Raw genomic sequence first — 17,140 nt, 5'->3', positions numbered from 1 at the left:
TTATGATAATAACTTTAGTCCGATGACACTTGCAACAATAATGCTAATAGCAACAAGACGTTTCCAGTCACGAGACTCCTCGAAATAAAGCATCCCTACTACTGCGCCACCTGTTGCTCCAATGCCTGTCCAAATGGCATAAGCTAACCCCATTGTCAATTCTTTCATTGCAAGTGCTAAAAAGAGAAAGCTCGCGGTAAATGCCACTAGCATTGAGATAAATCGGTAAATACTTTTTTTCCTATGCCAAAGAGATATCGTGACAACTCCACTTGTTTCAAACAGACCAGCTAATAGTAACCAGAACCATGCCATTACTGAGTCCCTCCTCTTTGAGGTTTTTCATTTTCCAACAGCTTCAGCCCTATGACACCGACTAATAACGTGCTAATGAGAAAAATTTTGGAAAAAGAGACGGAAGCGTTAAACAAGACAATGTCGCTTAACACAGTGCCTGCCGTTCCGAGCCCCACGAATACAGCGTACACCGTTCCGACAGGTAATTTGTTTCCAGCCGCGATTAATAAGTAAAAGCTAACGGCAATCGCAATGAGTGTGCCTCCCCATTCGAGAGGCGTGCTCGCGTGTTTGAGGCCGATGACCCAGAGAACTTCAAAGATGCTTGCGATGATGATACTGAACCAAGTCATGCTAAATTCCTTCTTTCGATAGAGTAAGAGACTTGGAAGCTGTGCAAAGTCTCTGTTTTAGGTTGCCTTTGGTGAATAAACTATACTTATTACGAACGTTAATCCTTCGACAACTCCAAAAAAAACAGCCCAAGAGAACGCTGCATTTGCAGTATCTCCCAGGCTTTTATCCTTCCGTGTCACAACAATAAGTCGTGCGTTTTCTCTCGGACCAGACTACCTTTCGATACGGAACCCTAGAAAACATCGTTCTATTGAGTTGCTACTACTATATACTGGCAGTTTGTTCGTTTCAAGTGATTGAGTACCGATTACTGATTCATGGGGAAAGTGAAACTTTTTACCTGTTCGCTCGTATACAAACTATAACATCTTAGAAACGAGGAGTTCGTATGGGTTTAACCATTTTATACAGTGTTCTAGTCGGAATCGCCGCAGCTTTATTGATGACACCACTGACTATTGCAAAAGAAAAGCGTAAAGGTCTAGGAATCGGAGTCTTATTGATAAGTTTAGTTGTCGCGATTGTCGTATTCCTATTTGTTTATTTCACTAATATTGATCGAAATATAGAAGCGTTATGGCCATTAGCGTTGATTGCTTCCATAGTAGGCTTCAGTACTGCACGTGGGAAAGAGCAGATGGCAAAAGGCGTTGTGTTAGTTCTGTCGATTGGTGCTGCGACTTATTTTATGAGTGCGCCACTTTTTAACGCAGACGAAAAGTATCAGTCTACATTAATGGATCAAGAAGTAGAAATTGAAGCATTTGATGAAACAGAAACACCTGCAAGTGTACCACCTAAATTTGCTCGGAATAAAATGAAAAAAGCTTTTGGCCAAGTACCTAACACAAGTTATTATGAACTTGGTCGATTACAAATTCAAAAAGTAGGAGATGCGTATGTCTATATCGCACCTGTGGAATTCTCCGGTTTCTTTAAATGGATGAATGGAGATACGACGCCTGGATATTTCAAAATGAGTGCTACAGACTCCTCCGATAATCCAAAATTTATCCAAGCCGAGATGTCGTACACGCCGTCCTCTTTCTTCCAAAAAAACATCGAACGTCATTTAAGACTAGCGATGCCAGAGACGATTTTCAAAGGAACTATGCAGTTAGAAGTCGATGATAATGGAAAACCGTTCTATATTCGCACGTTTGGGGAGTATATTTCTGCACGAAACGGTTTCGAATCAACTGGAATTGCCGTGATCGATCCAGATAGCGGGGATGTGAAGTCATATGCCATGGATGATATTCCAGCATTTATTGACGGAGCGATTGCACCAGAGGTTGTGAGTTTACAAAATAGTTATTACGGAAATTATGTGCACGGTTTTTGGAATAGTAAATTTGGTAAAAAAGACGTGAAAATACCGTCGGATGAAGGAACGGAAGCGAACGTTAGTCCAATATTTGATGAGAGTGGAGACATGTATTACTTCACAGATTTCTCTAGCCCAAAAGAAGGCGTGGACTCCATGTTGGGTTATTCTTTAACAAATGCTCGTACTGGAGAATCGACGTTTTACACAGGGAATTTAGAAGATTCCTATATGGATTCCGATGGTGCACTGCAAATTGTGGAAAAGAAATTTATTGAGAAAAAATGGTCAGGTGAAATGGCGATTTTGTATAACTTTTACGGAGAAGCTAGCTGGTTAACACCTGTGTTAGATGAAAATGGTTTCTTACAAAACTACTTCATCGTATCTGCGGCAAACCCTGAAATTTCCGCATATGGTGCTACTCCGAATGAAGCATTGAAGCTGTATAAAACTGCCCTTCAACGAGGTGGAAGTTCTGTAAATGGAAGTTCTTCTGCAGAAAGTGCAACAACGAGCGGTCAAGTCGAACGAATTTATAAAGAACGAGTTGGAGACTTAACGTTAGTCTCGTTCCGCTTAACAGATGGAAACGATTATTTAGTGTCAACAGAAGTTGCCCCTCTTGCAGTGTATTTGCAAGTTGACGATCAAGTGTCCCTCACGTATTTAGAAACAGGAGAAATTTTCTTACCCGTGAAGGAAATGACGATTGCAGGGTTGGAATAACTATCGACTTTAAACGATGATTGAAGCAATATAATTTGATTTAAAAATGCCAAGGGAGGTTTATTCCCTTGGCATTTTATATTTTATAGGTTAAACGCGGCTTTAATTTTTTGCGCGGTTTCTTCTGGAGAAAGATTCGTGTTATTAATTCGAACGTAATTCTTGTGAGGCACTTCATTCACAAAAGAATTGAGACGCATAAATTCCATCGATTCTAACAAGTGATTTTCAGACCAAGCAATATTGCGCTTGGAAGGCTTATGCGCAAGACGGTGCTCGTGACGATTACGCTCTAAACGTGCATCAAGTTCCGCTTCTAGTTCTACGACGAATACTTCTCCGCCCGCTTCTTCAAAAATTTTCGTAATGTCCTGGACATACGCGTGATCTTTTTCAGAATTAAAAGCCCATACATACGTGAAGATCATTCCGTACTTATCGGATTTCGCATATTCCCGAAAGATTTCTTCTCGAAATAGATGGACTAATCGCTGACCAGCTTTTGTCGCATAATCAAAATATGGCAATACAAGTTCGATGGTCAAATGGTTATGAAACAATTGTAAGCCCGTCACTTTTTCTAATTCTTGTCCTACCGTCATTTTACCGACAGCTTGCGGACCAACAATAATGACAAATTTCATGGGGCACCTCTACTTTCGATTAATACGATATATTCCTTTATGATCGCGTTTCGATGCACCATTCTTTTCGAAAATACGAATCATTCCGTAATTATTCTCATCTGTACTTCCGACATACGTCGTCGCTCCGAGTTTCTTCATTTCGTGAAGGGTGAGGAGGTGCAACTTTGCACCATATGACTGCTGACGAAAATCAGGTAAGACGCCGAAGTAGAACATACGCCCTTCTTCCGTTTTCCCTTGCTCGATGTGCGGAATTCCTATTCCAAGAGGTGTTTCATTCTCCGTAAAAATGAAACAGTTAGATCGCCACGTAGCACCTAACTCGTTTGGTAAACTTTCCATGATTTGTTCTATCGTAAATAAGTTATTTTTATTCGCCGTTCCGGATCTCGCTAACTCATAAAGTTCGGCAAACTCTTTATCGGAGTATGCGCCATTTGCGAGACAATGAACCGTTATATCTGTCGGTAACGAAAACTTCGCATCTAACGAGCGAGTGTATTCCACTATTGAGGAAACTTGATGAAATCCCTTTTTGAGTAAGTACGTTTCAAACGAAGCATCCATTAAAAGAGATAGATATTCCATCGACGACTGTTGCCATTCAAGAAACAGCTTGTCGAAAGCTTCTATGTAAGATGAACGACTGGCTTCTTCAATCTTTACTTGATCGACCAGCATATATTCTCCTTCTTTACGTATGACACTAAACAACGGTAGTCCCCCCTTTACTGCTTTGCTCTTTCATTTTAGCAATAATTGGATGCTTTCGTTAATAATTTTCAACAAGTTAGTCACTAGGGGTGAAAGAGGAAGCAAAAAAGTGGGGTTATGGGTCAATTTCTTACGAGAAAAAGGCTTCTATAAGCGCAGCGGCAGCCGCTATCAGTGTATATCTCAATCTATAATCGCAACCGTGATTTCTATCGGCGCAAATTCAAGCTGCCAATATATTTCTTTTAAAATAAAAAAGAGAAAATCTCCGCAAAGATTTCCTCCCAATCAGTCCTACGTTAGTTTTCAATATCCCCGTTCCAAGATGACATGCCTTGAGCCACATTCACGAAATCGTATCCTTTTTTCGCAAGGATATCACTTGCTTGCTTCGAACGATTCCCTGATTGGCAAATAACGATATATTGTTTGTCTTCACTCAGTCCTTCCACGTTATCTGCTTGAAGTTCTGTTAACGGCTTGTTTTCAGCGCCAATAATGTGCCCCATGTCATATTCGCTTTCTTCCCGAACATCTAGCACTGTATAACCTTCCTGTTGTTTAGCTTCTATATCGCTAATCTGAATCGTTTCATATGCTTCGTCGTTGCCACATGCTGATAACAGTAAGAGCAATGCCGGTAGTATGAGAAATAATTTTTTCATTTTTATCCTCCTTTTCTCCACTACAATATACCCCTAACGGTATATCATGTTCAAGTTTTTTACCCGTACTTTTTTTGATGCGCCTTTTTCCGTTTTAAATAGTCCTCATCTTCTCTAATTTCGTCCCATCTCTTTTTAAATATCGATGCTGATTCTGCTTTTACAGGGTCTATATCTCGTTCTTTGATGGATCCGTCTTCGTTGTATTTTCGCCCACCCTTATAATTCGTGTATCGTCTTGCGCGCGTATAGCCCATTTGGATAAACTTTCTCGCCATATCCATTCCGACAAAATCGTCTTTTTTCCGGTATTCCTCAAACAATTCCATAATCTTCTCCGAGGACTTCTTGGCAATATCAGGCGTTTTAAATCGCCAATGCGGCAAAATTTCCGACTTATACGGTTCTACTAAAAGCACCCCCTGCTCTCCACGGCCAACTCGGTATAATTCCGGTTTTTGCCGAAAATCGATGCTGTCAAAATCTAAATCGTAGTCAAACGCCATCTGTATCACTCCCTACTTCTGACATTCCCGAAACGCCTGCCATTTAGACACTTTTTGGAAATGAAAAAAGGAACAGCTAATTTCGCTACCCCTCGAAAACGCCTTTATTTTCTCGTTTCAAAATCTTGTTCAATCTCTTGTTTCCACGATTTTTCTAATTTTCTACCTTGTCTAAAACTCGAAACAGCTTCATTCACCACTTGATAATTTAACTGCATACCCGCTTCATCCGCGTGAAAATTTACGGCATTTTCTTGTTTAATGCCATATGAATCTGCCGTAGAAAGTGCATCAATATTCGCACCTAAAAAGAGAAATTCCCAACCTGTTTTCTGTTTATCCGAAACTAAGTGACGCACTTTCTCGATTGTAAACTCTCGACTAGCATTTTCCATACCGTCCGTCGTGATCACCACCAGAACTTTTTCTGGGCGGACCTCTTGTTTCGTGTGTTGATGTGCTTTCGCGATTTTTTGAATTGTCATTCCTATTGCATCAAGCAAGGCTGTCGTCCCTCCAAGCCTATACTCCTCTTCTGTCATAGGAGATATCCCGTCCATATCAATTCTGTCATGCAACAATTCACAGTCATGGTCAAACAATACAGTGGTAATGATGGCCTCACCTTCTTCCTTGCGTTGCTTTGCCACAAGCGAATTAAATCCACCAATAGTATCTTTCTCAAGTCCTGACATGGAGCCGCTTTTGTCTAAGATAAATACCAATTCTGTTTTCATGTTTAATTCCTCCAATGAATGATGTAAGTACACGTTCATCATACAAAGAATAACGACAGAAATGGTCGCATCGAAAGCGACATTTTACTTTCTATTTTCAAAGGCGTTTTACGCACCTAAAATAGGTTGATCAAATGCAAATAACGTTTCATTCACTTCCATTAGGTCATAGACTTCATTCACCAAGAAATACTCCATGATCACGTCGAACTTACTACTACGCGACAGCGAATAGCCGGCAGCTTGTAGTAAATCTTTCGCCTCATCTAGATTCAATCGAAGGGAAATCGCAAATGCGAAGACCGTTTTCTTTTGCGGTTGATATTCCTTATTCGTCCGAATTTTCGAGAACAATCGCCGATCGATATTTGCTCCTTTATAAGCATCTACATCGGTCATTCCTTTTTGGTCAATGAAACGAAGTAAGCGTTCTGAAAAACTTTCCTCTAATTCTAGCAGCACATCGTCTAAGGATCGCATTTCATTTACTTCAAACTCAAATTGACCCTCCTCCACTACTCGAGGAGCCATTTGTATATCTAGCCGTCGATTACGGCGTTTGTAGTGTTTTTCCGCTTGATCCACATAATGCTGGTCAATAAAATGCTGCACAGATGCTTTTATCTTACGAGACACTTCCACGGCTTCTTGATCAAATAACACGAGGTACACTGTTATGTCATGTCGCTGTAAGTAAGCAGTAATAGCTTTATTCGCAATGTCAAAAGCCATTTCTTTTGGGTAACCGTTCGCACCTGAGCCAAGTAATGGAAAAGCAATCGTACGTGCATTCAGTTTGTCGGCAAGCATCAGTGCATGATTGTAAGTCTCCATCAAAAGAGCTCGATCACTTTGTAGATGAAAGCCGAAAGTTGGTACTGCCACGTGCAGAATGTGGCGGCTTGGCAAGTCAAAAGCTGGGGTATGGACTGCTTGCGTCAATGGAACGGGACGAAGGGATATACAAACAGTTTCTAAATCAGTCTCCCCTGCTGCATCGAAAATCATGCCGCTCGTCCCAGCACCTTTTTCAAGTAAAGTATTAGATGGATTAACAATGAAATCCACATTCATTTTTGTAATATCGTCGCGAACTAACACGTATGGCATTTTTCCCCTCCTCCTATTTCCGTCTATCTTATGTGTTCTAGAACAGACATTAAACTAACATCAAAAAGCACCATGAACGGATTGCTCATGATGCCTTGTCTCAGCGAGCACCTACTGCTCCATAATAGTTGTCCGATTTCGCCCGCCAGATTTGGAGCGATAAAGGGCACCATCCGCTTTGACAAACATTTCTTCCTGCTGGCCAAACTCGTTTCGCTTCCCGTGAACTGCTCCTATACTAATCGTTACCGGATGTGTTTTCGCATCTTTGATAAATGAAAATGGTAACTTCGAGACGGACTGACGAATTCGATCGGTCAATTCGTTCAAAACGTCTAATGACACACTTTCTAAAACCGCCACAAACTCTTCCCCACCATATCGTCCAACGATTCCTTCAACTGAAGATAACTCGTTTTTTAACGTTGCAGCAACTGCTTTTAAACATTTATCTCCTTCTACGTGCCCGTGCATATCGTTGTAATGTTTAAAGAAATCAATATCGAACATTAAGAGAGAAATGAGATTCGATGACTTCTCCTCCGATTTCCACAGGTCATTTAAATATTTCATCACTGCGCGGCGATTACACACTTGTGTCAGTTCATCAATATACGCTTCACCATGCAACGATACATTTGCTTGCTCTAATTCTGTTAACATTTTCTTTTGTGTGGAAATTTCATATTCCAGTTGCTCATTCACTTTCGCCATTTTCTCGACTTCTTTGCCAGCAAATACTTTATTTAACTCAATTTTTATAATTTCTAATTTTTGAGAGACTGCAGATGTTTCAATTGCTTGTTCCACATGGTGATACTTTTTATAATAGTCAAGCGCGTGTTTGTATTCGGACGTTTGTTCATAATACTCGCTTAATCGTTTAAAGATTTTGCTTGTGGATTTTCTTGCTTCAATATCTTCTGCGAACGATAGTGCTCGCTTCATTAATGCTAAAAACTCTTCCTCCGAATCGAGCAATGCCGATTCCGCAAGATTGATCAATACTTCAATTATGTAAAATTTATTCCCCAGAAATTCCAACCGCTTTAACGAATTCTCAAAATGAGTTCGCGCTTTGTCGAATTCTTTCCAATGAAAATAAATACGTCCAATTTTGTTTTCTACTTCGGCTAAAGAAGTCGTGTCTGACAACTCTTTTAAAATGGCATAACTCTTTTGAAGGTATTGATAGCTTTCCGCGTAATTTTGCCGATTGTAATAAATTTCGCCAATATTTTCTAAAATGACGCCTAAATTATGCTTGAAATCATGCTTTTCACAGATGTCCCTTGCCTTCTCGAATGCTTTCAACGCTTCCTCTTCATTGCCCACTTCTCGATAAACTTCGCCTTTATTATTATAAATCCGGCTTAAGATAAGGAATTGATCTGTATCCTCAATCAAATAAAGCGCTTTTAAAAAATACTCTAGAGCTTGTTCATACATTCCATAATAAAAATAAACGATTCCGATAAGATTCAGCGATTCGGACTGACCATCCCTATGCTCTAATTCTTCGTATAACTTTAATGCATCATATGCGTGGTTATAACATTCTTCTAACTTTGTCATCGATCGACTAGACAACGCCATGACAAATAAAGCAGCTGCTTCTTGCTCTTTTGCTAGTACTGCTTTTGCTTGAATACGATATTCATCTGCTTTTTTGTAAGCGATCTTTGGTTCGGAAAGGGCGATTTTTCGCACTTCCAAAATCGAATCCATTAACGCAAGTTGTTTTGACACCACGACAAATTCCACCGTTCTATTTCTTTGTACCTACTATCTTACTGCAAAGAATGGAAGTTTAACAATTCTTTTTTATCAGAAATTTCAAACGACCAGGAATTTCTCTCTAAATTTGCTTCCGTCGTTTGATTCGCCTTGAAAGTAGCTTTACAAAAAGAAGGATTATTATTTTCAAATGGAATTGTTCGCGTTCCTGTCAATGCGAACTGGTCGCACTCAACTTTTTGATCTTCCCACAAAAAAATCCCCTTACCAATGAAGGTAAGAGGATGACTACTTAAAATGTGCCGAACATTGCAAAAGACAACGTAACGATAATCACAACTGCAATAATAAATACAATTACACCTGGGATTAGCATTGTAAAGAAGCCTTTCCAACTAGAGAATTGGTGCGCTTCACCAATTGCTTTACTCGAAATGATAATGCTCCAAATTCCGAGTACAAGTAGGAAAATTCCAATGATCGCATCTACTGCGGTTGCCGTAGGTGATACAGTCGTAGCAAACGGATCCGAGAAATAAGATCCTTTTGTAAAGAAAGCTCCGATTAATAACAGTGGTGCCATCCAAATACTAACAAGTTGTGTTAGAGCGATTGTTTTCCACATTTCATTAAATGTTGCTTTCCCTTTAAATAGTTTCCCTACTAATAAATAAATACCCGCACCAATCATGGTAGAGATAAATCCAAGAATCGGACCAAGTATAAGTGCTAATAGTATCGCCACTATAATAGGTATTTCAAAGCCTAGCGTCGTGTCAAAAACAGATGGTAAAAGTGCTAAAATTCCCGCAATAAGAATAATGAAGTAAAAATACTTTTCTCTTTTGTACTCTAACGCATATCGAACAGTCTCCCTCGTTTTTGTCCAAATCGAGATAAATGGATTAAGCTGCTCTGTTTCTGTCTCTCTAATTTCTTGCATGATTGTTGCCCCCTTTTCTCTTAAGTGTATCGTAGAACGTTTTTCTTGGACATACATTTTTGTAAAATAATGTCGAACTATCGCCCCTCTTTATTCTACGATTCTATTCCAAAAAAGATTCAACCGATTTGTGAAACCATCTACTGATAGCTTGCAATTCATTTATCGGATCGTGAATTAGTTAGAAATTAACATCAAAAAAAAAGCTTTTTTCTGTATTTCAGAAAAAATTTCGACTTTCTAAGCATTTTCAACCCGTTCCTCTTTATCTATTGATACAATTAAATCATTGATGTTTTTTAGGAGGATTCGATGAAACAGCCACTTTGGACACGAGATTTTATCCTGATTACAGTCATCAACTTTTTCGTGTTCTTTATTTTTTATTTACTACTAACCATGCTTCCTTTATATGCAGATCACGCGTTACATGCTAGCGCCCCACAGATTGGACTTGTCTTAACACTTTTCTTTGTCGGTGCAATTGCGGTTCGTCCATTTGCGGGTAAATGGGTAACCCGTTATTCCCAAAAGACATTGCTACTTCTTTCTAGCTTTGTTTATTTGCTAGCAGCACTCATGTATCCTGTTGCGACACACATTACGGCCCTGCTAATTCTACGAGTTGTACACGGTGTATCATTTGGTGTCTTAACCACCGTGATGGGAACTGTTGCAGCAGAAATTTTACCCGTGAATCGTCGCGGCGAGGGTTTCAGTTATTTTTCGCTCGCGATGGGAATTGGGATGGTATTTGGACCATATTTAGCACTAACATTAGCTAATCATAGTGCTTATATGGAAACATTTTTACTCTCTATTGGTCTCTCCGTTATTTTGTTACCTATCGCCTTTATGATTCGTATCCCTATTATTGAGCGTAATCTCGTTCCAAAAATGAGCACAAAATTTAATTGGAAAGAAATTATTGATCCTCGCACAGTGAAGTTAGTCATACCAATTTTCTTGTTAGCGCTAGCTTATTCCGGGATCACGACGTATTTGCCGCTTTTCGCTGCGGAAATGAAACTAGTGACAGCAGCAAGTTACTTCTTCCTAGTTTACGCGAGTGCGATGCTCCTATTCCGTCCATTCACAGGAAAATGGAGTGATTTATACGGTGCCAAAGTAATAATTGTTCCTTCCATGGTTCTTTTTGCAATTGGGCTCGTCGTTCTATTTTCCGCGCACGCGTCTTGGTCATTAATCTTGTCTGGAGCGATAATTGGACTTGGATTCGGTTCGATTACACCTATTTTCCAAGCACAGCTAATCGACTCAGTCGAACGGGAAAAATCAGGAATGGCAAATTCACTATTTTTTAACTCGATGGATATGGGGATGGCAATCGGAGCATTTGCACTTGGTATTTTAGCAAGTGAATGGGGCTATCGGAATGTATATGTAACTGGATTCTTCTTAGTCGTGGCAAGTTTAATCATGTATATCCTGCTGAATAAAAAACGGCGGAATAATGATTTACAAGAAGTTGATTGGAAAAATAGATGAAATTATACAATTTTAATTACTTTTCCATAGTGAGTGATTTTTAAAGAACTACCTTGGTGAAATGATTCATCAAGAAAGTGTCTAGAATATCAAAATAAGAGGAAGAAGAACCTCCTATAAGCGGATCGTCATCTTCTATCAGCGCATACGCTAATTCTCTCGGCGCAAAGCGCGAGATTCACTTGCGTTGAGTGAAACTATAGTGAACAGAGAACTACTCTTCTCCATTTCTTCTACAAAAAATCCGAATGATCACGACATTCATAAAAGAATGCTCGCGAATCATTCGGATTTTTTCAACTATTGGTGTTTGCTCGTGTTTCGTTTGAACGAAATGCTAAGTTGATCGCTGCTACCGCTGGCAATAAAGCGACAAGGCCGATTGCCCACGTAACATTCAGTAAATCAGCAAGTACTCCTGCTAACAGAGCACCAAATGCATATCCACTATCCCTCCAAAAACGGTACACTCCCATTGCGGATGCTCGCCAATCTGGAGAAGCTACATCTCCTATTGCTGCTTGTAGGACTGGATACACCATTGCCGTTCCTACTCCAAGGATTCCTGCAGCTAATAGCCAAAGCACAAAGGTATTTACTACGAGTAGTAGACCTATTGCCACCGCTTGCGTTATCATACCTCCGACTAATAATCCTTTTCGTCCCACTCGATCACTCCAAGTGCCGGTCGCTAATTGCACAATCCCCCACGCAGCAGGATACACCGCGACAATCACGCCAATTTCGCCAAGTGAAAGACCTTTTGCAAACAAGAAAACGGGCAATAACCCCCACACCATTCCATCTTTGAAATTTGTTGCGAGTCCTGCAAACGTAAAGGCAGACAACTCCTTATTTCGCCAAGTCGTTAAAGAAAAGACTTCCTTAGCCGACTTCGCTCTTTGAGTCGTAACATTCGCAGCGGTTAAATGAAGCGTTACGTGCTCTTTCGTATCCTTCACCACAAATGATAATCCAACACCAATGACTGCAATGCCTAACCCAAGATAAAAGGGTTGAGGAGTTACGGCATAATGAGATGCAACATAACCTGATAGAAGCGCAAAAATAGCAACCCCCGAATAGCCTGCAAATTCATTCAAACCTACAGCAGTACCTCTTTCAGAGCCTTTCGCTAAATCTATTTTCATATTTACGGTCATAGACCACGCAAGACCTTGATTGATTCCCAAAAGAATATTGGCTACGATAATTGTCTCCCAATTTGGAGCAAAAATGATGAATAACGGTACTAATAACCCAACAAACCAGCCTACTTGTAAGACTCGTTTACGACCAAAACGATCAGAAATGTACCCGGCAAAGTAGTTCACGATTGCTTTCGAAAAACCAAAACTAACGATGAACGATAATGCCGCAGCACTACTTTTCACACCAAACGTTTCTTCTCCTAAAAGTGGCATGATCGTCCGTTCCAAACCAACCATGGAACCAACAAATAAGTTGATGATGACAAGTAGCATAAATTGTGTGTGATTTTCTTGTATCCCTAATTTTTTCATATATAGCTCCTTTTACTTTCCTAGCTATATAGTACGGTTGTTTTTCACTAATTGCATATCAACCGCTTATGAAGGAAGCACTTTTGTACGCAAAAAAACCTCTCCATTATTCCGGAGAGGCAAGTCGCTATTTTCGGGTTAAAGGCATCGTACAACAACGGAACGAGCCACCTGACTTTATAATTTCACTTAAATCTACTTCTATAACTCGGTATCCCGCTTCGCTCATCGAAGCATTTACCTTCGGGTTTACTGGTAAACTAATGACTCTATTACCTCCAATGGATAATACGTTCGTTCCCATTGAAAATTGTTCGTCCGCTTCTACATCGATTAAGCGGTAATACTTACTTAACAGTTCGATTGTTTTTTCGTCCATTGCATCTCGAAAAATAAGCGCATCCGTTGGAGAAAGAATATTGAAAACACAATCCAAATGTAAGTATTTAGGATTAAAAGGAATGGCAATCACGTCATGGGTTGGAAGCTCGTTCTGAAGATTTGTTATCGCATCCCGACTTGTTCTGTTACTAACACCAACAAATACTCGTTTTCCATCTACGATGACGTCACCGCCTTCAACGTGACCACTTTCCATCCGTTTATAGGCGTATCCATTCATTCCCAACCACTTGCGCAACATCTCTTCTTCTCCGTCACGAACGTCACTCGCCATATTAGAAATAAATACATTATTCCCAACTGTAAATCCGATATCTCGCGTGAATACTTGTTCTGGGAAATCTTGTTTGGCAGGGACCTTTATAACTTGTACGCCTTCTACTTGAAGCGTACGCACGAAGTCCTGATGTTGTTTCATCGCTCGAAATTGATTAATATTTTCACTTGCATATTGTTTTTGCACATCATTAATCACTTCTTTTATCGCCATATATTTCGGCTCACACACAATTACTTGTTGTAAATTTCCATATTCGCTATGGCAACCTGTCCACTGATGCGGTTGTAATTTTACGTTCATGTTGCAGCCTCCACCTAATCCAGTCTTTCATGTACCATTCCCCTTTGTGCATTCCTTAAACGTGAGAAAGCAATCCCGAGTTTCAATTTCCATTTTCGGGGAATAAAAGGTGTACGACTAAACGCGTGGAGGCGGAACACATGATTTCAACGAAACATGCTTTATTAACATTGGAAGACATCGAAACACGTGATGACCTTCCCTCATGGTTAAAAGAGGAATTCCAAACATTTAAAGCAACCGTCACGGACAAAACCTTTCCATGTTACTTTGGACGAAGTGGTCTGTTAAATGGGGAACTTCGATACGGCTATATCAACCGAGAGGATTGGTCCAACTTACCACAAACGTTAAAAGAATTTTTAGCTTTATTCGAACAACCAAAACATAAACGTCACGGCTTATTCGTTTTTGTTGAACCGATGGAAGTAGAAGGATCATTAGAAGACTATCGACAACAGTTTTGGGATATTCTTCAATACCTACATACAGAGGATGAATTAGAATGGCCAGAAGATGCTCCGAAAGATCCTGACCATTACTTATGGGATTTCCGTTTTCATGGGGAGCCGATTTTCGCTTTCGGGAACACTCCTGCGTATAAACAGCGGAAAACACGTGCTTTAGGAAACTCCATGGTCATAGGCTTCCAACCACGAAAAATTTTCCAAGGTCTAGAAGGAACGGAAAAAGGTGGCGTCATGTCTCGTGAGAAAGTACGAGAACGAGTAGAAAAATGGGATAACTTACCGAAGCATCCGGACATCAGTCATTTTGGGGATCCTACTCATAACGAGTGGAAACAATTTTTCATTGGAGATGACAGTGAACCGATCGAAGGCAAATGTCCATTCCATCACAAATCAATGCAAGCGACTGCAGAGCCAACTTCTTGATGAAGTTGGTTTTTTTCGTGAAAATTTTCCAGTGACAATGCAATGTAAAACAACAATTAAAGTCTCCCTCATCCAACTTCCCGTCAAGAGGAGATAGGCAAAATCTTCCTGTATCGCTATAATGAAAATGAATAAGGGGGATTTAGATGCACGAAATGATACGAGACATACAAGAAGAATTACATACGGAAAGATTGTATTTACGAAAGCCTAAACAAGGAGACGGCACAAAAGCGAATGAAGCGATTCTCCATTCATTACAAGAGTTAAAGCCCTGGCTGCCTTTCGTACAGGAGACCCCAAGTGTAGAAGATACAGAGCAAAATATGCGTCAAGCGATGGCAAACTTCTTGAAACGTTCCGCTCTCCGGTACTTAATATTCGAAAAAGATACGCACGATTTTATCGGAACAACTGGATTTCACAATATTGATTGGAAAGTAAAAAAACTTGAAATTGGCTATTGGATTGACTCTAGGCAATCTGGAAAAGGCTATATGGTAGAGGCAATCGACCGGTTAACACGTTTTGCTCTAGACGATTTAGGAATGAAGCGAGTTGAAATTCGAATCGAATCTTCTAATATAAAAAGCCGAGCGATTCCGGAGAAATTAGGATACGTACTGGAAGGGATTCTCGTCAATGATGATCTATCTGTTGATGGAAAAACGCTTACCGATACATGTGTCTATGCCAAAACGGTGCGCTAACGAACAATGGTACTCTAATTATTGCATAAGAAAAACCAAAGAGTCTATTCACTCCTTGGTTCGATTAATTCGTTTTAGATACTTCAGCATATGTCCAAATATAGTGGACAAATTCTTCATCTGATAGACTTGAGTCAGGAACGAACCCGACAGATTCCAGAACTTTTTGTGAAGCCACATTGTCGATCGTTGTTTTCGCTAATCCTCTAATGCCACGTGGAATTAACACTTGTTCTACCAGCATAAGAAGTGCAGCTTTCGCGTACCCTTTACCAGAATGTGCTTCACCTATTCGATACTCAACCGTTCCAGTCGAATTTTCTTCATTAATATCGACTAAATTCATTCGGCCAATCAGTTCGTCCTTTTCCCAAATAAGATAGAATAAGGACTTTTCTTGTACTTGTTCATCTAATAATCCCCCTAAAGTGGAAAGAAAATTAGTTGGGATATAATAACTGTCTCCTCTAGTAGGAACAGATTGTTCAAAATAGCAGCGGTTTACTCGTTCGAATTCTAATAGTTTATCCGCATCTTCTAATTGTAGTAGTTGAAGTTGTAACATACTCTTCACCTCTAAAACTTGCATATGCAAGAACCTTCAATGGATTTGTCACGAAGGTATTCTCCTAGTATAACATGTTTGAAGAAAATATCGAGGATTTAAGTCATTTTCTTACTATTTATATCATATGAGTATCTGAATATTCCATGAATGACCCCCACTTGAAAGGAGCTTTACCATGTCCGTATTTTTAAAAAGATTGGATCATATTCAACTATCTGCACCTATTGGTTCTGAAATGAAAGCCAGAGAATTTTACAACAAGATTCTTGGTTTACCCGAAGTAGAAAAGCCAGAAGAACTAAAAAAGCGAGGTGGCTGTTGGTGTTCCAACGGTTCAGTCCATGTACACATTGGGGTAGAACAATCTTTTGTTGCTGCAAAAAAAGCACACCCTGCGTTTGAAGTAGATGCGCTTGATGAATGGAAAGAACATTTATCCATGCATTCGATCGCATATGTCATTGATGATGCACTGCCCGGTGCAAATCGGATTTATGTAAATGACCCATTTGGTAATCGGCTTGAAATTTTAGAATGGCTATAGAAAGAGGAGAATACATATGAAAAAAGCATTGCTACTATTAAGTGATCAATATGCTGAATTTGAAGTGATTATTGCATCGATGGTTCTAAAAAGTAAGGGCTATACCATCCATTCCTTTACAATGGAGGATGAAAAACGTCCAATCATCGGTACATCTAGTCTCCTTACGTACCCTACACACACGTTTAACGAATTAGAAGATGCAAGAGAATATGGAGTCTTTATTGCACCAGGTGGCCATCCATTGTCTCTTCTAAGTGATGATCGTATGTTACAACTTGTTCGTGACGTGCATGCTTCAGGCGGTTTAATCGCTGGTATCTGTGCAGGTACTTCTGTTCCAAGTACGGCTGGTCTTTTAGAAGGAAAAACGTTCTCTACCCAACTTAGTCCAGAAGACGAGGAATATGCACACGTTCATGACTGGTCGCTACAGTCAAAAGACGATATCACTGTAGACAATCGCATTGTAACTGCACCAGGAAGTGCCTACGTAGAATTTGCAGTGGAGATTGCGAAGCAATTAAATGTAATGTCTGAAGAAGAGTCGATCGAAACGTTACGGTATTTTAAAAACCAACTAAAAGAAGATGCTTTAACGAATTAAAAAGATCTCTTTCACCATCAATGTGTTCTTGC

At 39.9% G+C, this 17,140-nt stretch carries 19 protein-coding genes and 1 riboswitch; of the genes, 6 read left to right on the top strand and 13 right to left on the bottom strand.

Going from position 1 to position 17,140, the window contains the following annotated elements; all coding sequences use genetic code 11:
- Nucleotides 1-315: a DMT family transporter gene (locus D3873_RS01150; RefSeq protein ID WP_119882287.1), complete on the bottom strand. Its 315-nt coding sequence runs from the start codon at nt 313-315 to the stop codon at nt 1-3.
- Entirely contained in the window at nt 315-650 is a 336-nt protein-coding gene (locus tag D3873_RS01145) for a DMT family transporter (RefSeq protein ID WP_119882286.1), read from the bottom strand. The genes D3873_RS01150 and D3873_RS01145 overlap by 1 nt, the downstream gene beginning before the upstream one ends.
- Nucleotides 651-803: 153 nt before the next feature.
- A riboswitch (guanidine-I (ykkC/yxkD leader) is annotated at nt 804-901 on the bottom strand.
- A 141-nt stretch (nt 902-1,042) separates the two neighbouring features.
- Here D3873_RS01145 and D3873_RS01140 point away from each other — a divergent pair.
- A complete protein-coding gene (locus tag D3873_RS01140; protein ID WP_119882285.1) occupies nt 1,043-2,710 on the top strand; it encodes a hypothetical protein in 1,668 nt (555 codons plus the stop codon).
- 83 nt (nt 2,711-2,793) lie between these two features.
- Here D3873_RS01140 and D3873_RS01135 read toward each other — a convergent pair whose 3' ends face one another.
- The 8 genes from D3873_RS01135 to D3873_RS01095 all read right to left on the bottom strand — a co-directional run bounded on the left by D3873_RS01135 (nt 2,794) and on the right by D3873_RS01095 (nt 9,769).
- Entirely contained in the window at nt 2,794-3,354 is a 561-nt protein-coding gene (locus D3873_RS01135; protein WP_119882284.1) for a DEAD/DEAH box helicase family protein, read from the bottom strand.
- Between the two features lie 9 nt (nt 3,355-3,363).
- Nucleotides 3,364-4,071, bottom strand: a complete 708-nt coding sequence (locus tag D3873_RS01130) for a GNAT family N-acetyltransferase (RefSeq protein ID WP_119882283.1) — start codon at nt 4,069-4,071, stop codon at nt 3,364-3,366.
- A 299-nt stretch (nt 4,072-4,370) separates the two neighbouring features.
- A complete protein-coding gene (locus D3873_RS01125; protein ID WP_119882282.1) occupies nt 4,371-4,736 on the bottom strand; it encodes a rhodanese-like domain-containing protein in 366 nt (121 codons plus the stop codon).
- A 59-nt stretch (nt 4,737-4,795) separates the two neighbouring features.
- Nucleotides 4,796-5,242 carry a DUF4385 domain-containing protein gene (locus tag D3873_RS01120; RefSeq protein WP_119882281.1) on the bottom strand — a complete coding sequence of 149 codons (447 nt, stop codon included), beginning with the start codon at nt 5,240-5,242 and terminating at the stop codon, nt 4,796-4,798.
- Nucleotides 5,243-5,346: 104 nt separating this feature from the next.
- Nucleotides 5,347-5,979 (bottom strand): vWA domain-containing protein, encoded by a 633-nt coding sequence (locus D3873_RS01115; protein WP_119882280.1) that lies wholly within the window; start codon nt 5,977-5,979, stop codon nt 5,347-5,349.
- A 108-nt stretch (nt 5,980-6,087) separates the two neighbouring features.
- The gene (locus D3873_RS01110) at nt 6,088-7,089 is read right to left on the bottom strand and encodes a macro domain-containing protein (RefSeq protein WP_119882279.1); all 1,002 of its coding nucleotides are present in this window, start codon (nt 7,087-7,089) and stop codon (nt 6,088-6,090) included.
- Between the two features lie 111 nt (nt 7,090-7,200).
- Nucleotides 7,201-8,841 carry a tetratricopeptide repeat-containing diguanylate cyclase gene (locus D3873_RS01105; RefSeq protein ID WP_119882278.1) on the bottom strand — a complete coding sequence of 547 codons (1,641 nt, stop codon included), beginning with the start codon at nt 8,839-8,841 and terminating at the stop codon, nt 7,201-7,203.
- 277 nt (nt 8,842-9,118) lie between these two features.
- The gene (locus tag D3873_RS01095) at nt 9,119-9,769 is read right to left on the bottom strand and encodes a YIP1 family protein (RefSeq protein ID WP_162920096.1); all 651 of its coding nucleotides are present in this window, start codon (nt 9,767-9,769) and stop codon (nt 9,119-9,121) included.
- 312 nt (nt 9,770-10,081) lie between these two features.
- Between D3873_RS01095 and D3873_RS01090 the strand changes: the two genes are divergently transcribed.
- The gene (locus tag D3873_RS01090) at nt 10,082-11,278 is read left to right on the top strand and encodes an MFS transporter (RefSeq protein WP_119882275.1); all 1,197 of its coding nucleotides are present in this window, start codon (nt 10,082-10,084) and stop codon (nt 11,276-11,278) included.
- 296 nt (nt 11,279-11,574) lie between these two features.
- On the opposite strand, the gene D3873_RS01085 is transcribed toward D3873_RS01090, so the two are convergent.
- Both D3873_RS01085 and D3873_RS01080 read right to left on the bottom strand, forming a co-directional pair.
- Nucleotides 11,575-12,801 (bottom strand): MFS transporter, encoded by a 1,227-nt coding sequence (locus tag D3873_RS01085; RefSeq protein ID WP_119882274.1) that lies wholly within the window; start codon nt 12,799-12,801, stop codon nt 11,575-11,577.
- Between the two features lie 127 nt (nt 12,802-12,928).
- Nucleotides 12,929-13,783, bottom strand: a complete 855-nt coding sequence (locus tag D3873_RS01080; protein WP_119882273.1) for a dimethylarginine dimethylaminohydrolase family protein — start codon at nt 13,781-13,783, stop codon at nt 12,929-12,931.
- Nucleotides 13,784-13,923: 140 nt separating this feature from the next.
- Between D3873_RS01080 and D3873_RS01075 the strand changes: the two genes are divergently transcribed.
- Together D3873_RS01075 and D3873_RS01070 are read left to right on the top strand one after the other, a co-directional pair.
- The gene (locus D3873_RS01075) at nt 13,924-14,679 is read left to right on the top strand and encodes a YqcI/YcgG family protein (protein WP_119882272.1); all 756 of its coding nucleotides are present in this window, start codon (nt 13,924-13,926) and stop codon (nt 14,677-14,679) included.
- A 146-nt stretch (nt 14,680-14,825) separates the two neighbouring features.
- Nucleotides 14,826-15,389, top strand: coding sequence for a GNAT family N-acetyltransferase (locus tag D3873_RS01070; RefSeq protein WP_119882271.1), 564 nt, complete (start codon nt 14,826-14,828; stop codon nt 15,387-15,389).
- A gap of 64 nt (nt 15,390-15,453) precedes the next feature.
- On the opposite strand, the gene D3873_RS01065 is transcribed toward D3873_RS01070, so the two are convergent.
- Nucleotides 15,454-15,954, bottom strand: a complete 501-nt coding sequence (locus D3873_RS01065) for a GNAT family N-acetyltransferase (protein WP_119882270.1) — start codon at nt 15,952-15,954, stop codon at nt 15,454-15,456.
- 178 nt (nt 15,955-16,132) lie between these two features.
- Here D3873_RS01065 and D3873_RS01060 point away from each other — a divergent pair, with 178 nt between their 5' ends.
- Both D3873_RS01060 and D3873_RS01055 read left to right on the top strand, forming a co-directional pair.
- Nucleotides 16,133-16,501: a VOC family protein gene (locus D3873_RS01060; protein ID WP_119882269.1), complete on the top strand. Its 369-nt coding sequence runs from the start codon at nt 16,133-16,135 to the stop codon at nt 16,499-16,501.
- A 16-nt stretch (nt 16,502-16,517) separates the two neighbouring features.
- A complete protein-coding gene (locus tag D3873_RS01055) occupies nt 16,518-17,108 on the top strand; it encodes a DJ-1/PfpI family protein (RefSeq protein WP_119882268.1) in 591 nt (196 codons plus the stop codon).
- Nucleotides 17,109-17,140: the final 32 nt, after the last annotated feature.

Origin of the sequence: Paenisporosarcina cavernae (genome assembly GCF_003595195.1) — a bacterium.
GTDB classification, from domain to species: domain Bacteria; phylum Bacillota; class Bacilli; order Bacillales_A; family Planococcaceae; genus Paenisporosarcina; species Paenisporosarcina cavernae.
The sequence above is the reverse complement of the archived record's forward strand: the minus strand, read 5'-3'. Positions and strand labels throughout refer to the sequence as shown.

Excerpts from the sequence above, each read along its gene's own strand:
- D3873_RS01150 (WP_119882287.1), bottom strand. The coding sequence starts at position 315 with ATGGCATGGTTCTGGTTACTATTAGCTGGTCTGTTTGAAACAAGTGGA.
- D3873_RS01145 (WP_119882286.1), bottom strand. The coding sequence starts at position 650 with ATGACTTGGTTCAGTATCATCATCGCAAGCATCTTTGAAGTTCTCTGG.
- D3873_RS01140 (WP_119882285.1), top strand. The coding sequence starts at position 1,043 with ATGGGTTTAACCATTTTATACAGTGTTCTAGTCGGAATCGCCGCAGCT.
- D3873_RS01135 (WP_119882284.1), bottom strand. The coding sequence starts at position 3,354 with ATGAAATTTGTCATTATTGTTGGTCCGCAAGCTGTCGGTAAAATGACG.
- D3873_RS01125 (WP_119882282.1), bottom strand. The coding sequence starts at position 4,736 with ATGAAAAAATTATTTCTCATACTACCGGCATTGCTCTTACTGTTATCA.
- D3873_RS01120 (WP_119882281.1), bottom strand. The coding sequence starts at position 5,242 with ATGGCGTTTGACTACGATTTAGATTTTGACAGCATCGATTTTCGGCAA.
- D3873_RS01115 (WP_119882280.1), bottom strand. The coding sequence starts at position 5,979 with ATGAAAACAGAATTGGTATTTATCTTAGACAAAAGCGGCTCCATGTCA.
- D3873_RS01110 (WP_119882279.1), bottom strand. The coding sequence starts at position 7,089 with ATGCCATACGTGTTAGTTCGCGACGATATTACAAAAATGAATGTGGAT.
- D3873_RS01095 (WP_162920096.1), bottom strand. The coding sequence starts at position 9,769 with ATGCAAGAAATTAGAGAGACAGAAACAGAGCAGCTTAATCCATTTATC.
- D3873_RS01090 (WP_119882275.1), top strand. The coding sequence starts at position 10,082 with ATGAAACAGCCACTTTGGACACGAGATTTTATCCTGATTACAGTCATC.
- D3873_RS01085 (WP_119882274.1), bottom strand. The coding sequence starts at position 12,801 with ATGAAAAAATTAGGGATACAAGAAAATCACACACAATTTATGCTACTT.
- D3873_RS01080 (WP_119882273.1), bottom strand. The coding sequence starts at position 13,783 with ATGAACGTAAAATTACAACCGCATCAGTGGACAGGTTGCCATAGCGAA.
- D3873_RS01075 (WP_119882272.1), top strand. The coding sequence starts at position 13,924 with ATGATTTCAACGAAACATGCTTTATTAACATTGGAAGACATCGAAACA.
- D3873_RS01070 (WP_119882271.1), top strand. The coding sequence starts at position 14,826 with ATGCACGAAATGATACGAGACATACAAGAAGAATTACATACGGAAAGA.
- D3873_RS01065 (WP_119882270.1), bottom strand. The coding sequence starts at position 15,954 with ATGTTACAACTTCAACTACTACAATTAGAAGATGCGGATAAACTATTA.
- D3873_RS01060 (WP_119882269.1), top strand. The coding sequence starts at position 16,133 with ATGTCCGTATTTTTAAAAAGATTGGATCATATTCAACTATCTGCACCT.
- D3873_RS01055 (WP_119882268.1), top strand. The coding sequence starts at position 16,518 with ATGAAAAAAGCATTGCTACTATTAAGTGATCAATATGCTGAATTTGAA.